The organism is Prevotella sp. DNF00663 (assembly GCF_001553265.1).
In the GTDB taxonomy this organism is placed as follows: Bacteria; Bacteroidota; Bacteroidia; order Bacteroidales; family Bacteroidaceae; genus Prevotella.
Window position 1 is genome coordinate 8,144 of record NZ_KQ960605.1, and the last position, 3,718, is coordinate 11,861.

The 3,718-nt window shown below is 61.9% G+C and carries 3 protein-coding genes; all 3 read right to left on the minus strand.

Annotated elements, in window-relative coordinates; all coding sequences use genetic code 11:
- Positions 1-21: 21 nt before the first annotated feature.
- Complete coding sequence (locus HMPREF3034_RS03825) at positions 22-1,044, minus strand: DUF6261 family protein (RefSeq protein ID WP_062433357.1); 1,023 nt, start codon at positions 1,042-1,044, stop codon at positions 22-24.
- A 285-nt stretch (positions 1,045-1,329) separates the two neighbouring features.
- Entirely contained in the window at positions 1,330-3,153 is a 1,824-nt protein-coding gene (locus HMPREF3034_RS03830) for a hypothetical protein (RefSeq protein WP_062433360.1), read from the minus strand.
- Between the two features lie 85 nt (positions 3,154-3,238).
- Complete coding sequence (locus tag HMPREF3034_RS03835; protein ID WP_062433363.1) at positions 3,239-3,430, minus strand: hypothetical protein; 192 nt, start codon at positions 3,428-3,430, stop codon at positions 3,239-3,241.
- Positions 3,431-3,718 lie beyond the last annotated feature (288 nt).

Here is a 3,718-nt window from a genome sequence, read left to right on the forward strand (position 1 = left end):
GGGGAATAAAGCTGAGAGAATCTACTTGATCCTCTCCACGGTCAGTCCGCCCGGCTGGCCCGGCTCTATCTTGAAGTCGGCCTCCGTCAGCTTGCCGTCCTTCACCGTGAGCCAGTAGAGTTCCTTCGGCTCGTCGGCGAGATAGACTTGGTAGGCGCGCTCCGCACCCGTGCCTGCCGCCAGTCCGGTGAACTTGACCGCCCCGGCGGTGAAGTGCGAACTCTGCTCGTACTCGGCAATCAATGTCTTGAGTTTCGCCAGCTCCTCGGCGTGCGGGTTGGGCTGTGGCTTCTTCCCATTCGGGGAGGGGCTGGGAGAGGCTTTTCGCTGCGCAAGGGTGTGGCGGACCTCCGTCACGGCTTGGTTCTGGGCGGCGATGAAGGCGGCGGCCTCGGTCACCTCGGGGGTGACGACGGAGACGGCGAAGGCGCGGTCGGCGATGTCCTCGTACAGCTCTTCCATCTCGCGGCGCAGGGGCTTGGCGGCGCCGAGGTTGTTGGCGTTCCGTGTGAGCCGGCGCTGCTCGCCGATGGCGGCGTAGCGTTCGTTCTCCTTCTCCAGCTCGTCCAGCACGGCGACGAGGCCGAGCTTCGCCATGCTCTCGGCCATGCCGGGCTTGCGCAGGTCGATGGCCATGCCTCGGATGGTGGCCGTCTCGTCGGCGTCGCGCAGGCGGGTCACGCCCCGGTAGAGGTCGGCGGGCGGCATGAGCCTGCGGGCTGCCTCGGCGCGGTCCTCAATGATGGCGTTCCGCTCGTTGCGGATGGTCTGCAGGATGTAGGCGGCGAGCTGGTCGCGGCGGCGGTCTGCCTGCTCCAGCTCCTTGGTCTCGCCGGCGGCCATGAGCCGGCGCACGATGTCCTCCAGCGTGTCGAGCCGTTTGCGCAGGGCGACACAGTCGGCGGTCACGCCCAGCTTGTCGGCCACGAGCTTCTCTCCGCTCTTCGCGCCCAGCCGTGCCAGCGTGGCGGCGACGAATGTTGCATACTCGGCATTGGTCATGTAACTTGACCTGACGTTCTCTATCTTGATATATCTACCCATGATTTCTGCTTGTTAAATGTTAATACTTAGTGTTGTCTTGCCTCGTCCGCAGGCGCGGATTGCGTTTCGCGGCGGTGTCTTGCCTCGTCCGCAGGTGCGGATTGCGTTTTGCGGCGGTGTCTTGCCTCGTCCGCAGGTGCGGATTGCGTTTCACGGCGGTGTTTTGCCCCGTCCGCAGGTGCGGATTGCGTTTCACGGCGGTGTCTTGCCCCGTCCGTGGGCGCGGATTGCGTTTTGCACTGTTGTTTTGCCCCGTCGGGAAGTCCCGACGGGGCAAGAAGTGTGTCAGTGCCAGGTATCTTTCTTCCAGAAGAACGGCACGTCGTAGACGTGGGTACTCGCTTGGCCGCCGTTGAAATAGACGAACGGAACCTCGTGCGGGTAGAGCTTGGCCACCGTGCCGTTATCCCACCTCCATGAGAAGCGGCAGCCGAGGTCGCCGCCAGTGAGGGTGCGGAACATCCAGTCGGAGAATGTGTCCTTCTCGCTCGGTATCATGAACTTGTGGGGGAAGTTGCGGTCGGGGCGGCGGGCGTAGTCCTCGATCAGCATCTTCAGCGGATTTCCCGGGGGAATGTTGTTAGGGTCGAGCCGGAAGAGGGCGTCGACGACGTGGTTCTCGTCGGGCGTGCCCTTGGCGATCATCACCACGTCGTCGGTGCCGAAAAACAGGGCCTCCTGGGTGTTGTTGTCCTTCGCGGTCTTGGTGCGCTCCCCCCCCCAGAAGCGGAAGGTCATCTCGAGGCTCGGTCTCACCGCCGTGGTGAGGCCGCCGTCGGAGTAGCCATAGGCGGCGTAGAGGCAGCACTTGCCCGGGGAGAGGAGCAGCTCGCCAGAGGCGTCCTTCTTCGGAGAGGGCACGCTCTCGTTGGAGTAGTCGACGAACCAGACGTTGTTGCGGTCGCCCTTCACCTTGGCGTTGACACCGGCGGCACCGTTGCCGAACTCCTTGCCGAGCCGTACCGCGTGCCCCTCGGTGGCGGTCTTGTTCCACGGGCGGGTGATGAGGTAGTAGTCGGACAGGCGGATGTAGTGCGTCGTGGGGTTGTACAGCTCTATCACGCTGTTGGCTTGGCCCGGGTGATAGACCTCGGTGATGATGAGGTCGCTCCTGACCTTGGCGTTGAGCGAATAGAGCCTGCCGTCCTGCATGGGCTTCACAGTGTAGCGGGACTGCACCGGCTCGGAGCGGTGCTTGGGGTCGAGCGAGTAGGCCCCGTCGCGCACGGTGAGGGTCATCTGCTCGGTGGCCGTAGTGCTGGCGGGCTTGGCCCACACGTAGAACGACTTGACGGGCTTGTCGCGCGTCACGAGTCCCTGCTTCAGGTTGTATTTCCTGAGCACGTCCGACGTTTGTGTCGTCGTCCATCGGGGCGCCTGCCCGCCGGCGGTGGAGAAGAGGTCCATCTTGCCCTCGGAGGTGAACGCCGAAGTCTGGAACACGAGCTGCCGCGGCTCGAAGGGGTCGTAGAGATGGCTGGTCAGATTGATGCCCACCAGCGAGCCGTAGAGGTGGAAGTGGGCGAGGCCGTTGTAGCGGTCGCCGTCCTTCGTGACGGTGGTCAGGGGGAAGTACATCGGCATGGTGTACTGGTCGCCGCTGGTGTCCACCTCCCGCGTCCATTCCACCACGGCGTTTCCGTCGCCATCGAGGCTCGCCACGCCCGCCGCGCCAGCAATCATCACCGGCTCGGCCTTGCCGAAGTCGATGTCCGAGTTGGCGGGCACGGTGATCTGGAACCTGCCGTGATACTTGTCGCCGCGCTTGCCGACGATGGTCATCGTGGTCTCGCCGAGAGTCGCCTTCTTAGTGCCCTGCTGTGCCACGACATAGACCTTCACCTTCTCGCCGGTCTTGTATTCGATGGTGGCGCCGCCCTGCCCGTCGGGATTGAACGATGCGCGCGTGAGCGCCTCTCCGGTGCTGATGTTGGCGCGCGTGAGGCTTGCCGAGGGGCTGTCGAAGTCGGTGCCTACGGTGATCACCACGTCCTTGCCAGCGGTGGAGCCGCCTGTATCTTCTTTGCCCGGCAGATTGTCCTGCGAGCATCCGGCCAATGCGCCCAACGTGGCGACGAGCGCAAGTGCCGTCAATAATCTTGTCTTCATTGTCTTTTCTAATAATCTTGTCTTCATTGTCTTTTCTTTTTTGGGTTGTTCGTTGGTTTCCTTGTCATTCTCCGTCCGGATCCGACTAGTCGTCCCACATGCTGCGCTTGGCGTTGGCCGGCGTGGGGTAGTCCTCGTCGTCGGGGTCGGTCGGGGTGAACGTGCCGGAGTCGCCCGGCTGGAGGGTGTTGTCGAGGTCGGCGGACACCGCAATGAAACTTTCCATCTCGATGCGGATAGCGTCGATGGCGGGCTTTACATACTTTCTTTTTTTCATTTTTTCCTGCGTTTTAATTGAATATTTTGTATTAAGTTTTGGCTTGATAGGTCGGCTTACGCCGCCGCCGTCCGCTTGGCGAGCGGATACGAAAAAGGCAGGAAGGAAATTCCTGTGGAATCCCCGTCCTGCCTATGTTTCCATGCGTGCGCCTCGCGCGCGTATGCGTATGTTTAAAAAAGAGAGTTAACTGGCGGTTAGCCTGTGTGTGTGTGTGTGTGTGTGTGTGTGTGTGTTAGCAAATTATTTGGAACTGCCAAATAATCTGTCGGAAAAATTACGCTGTCA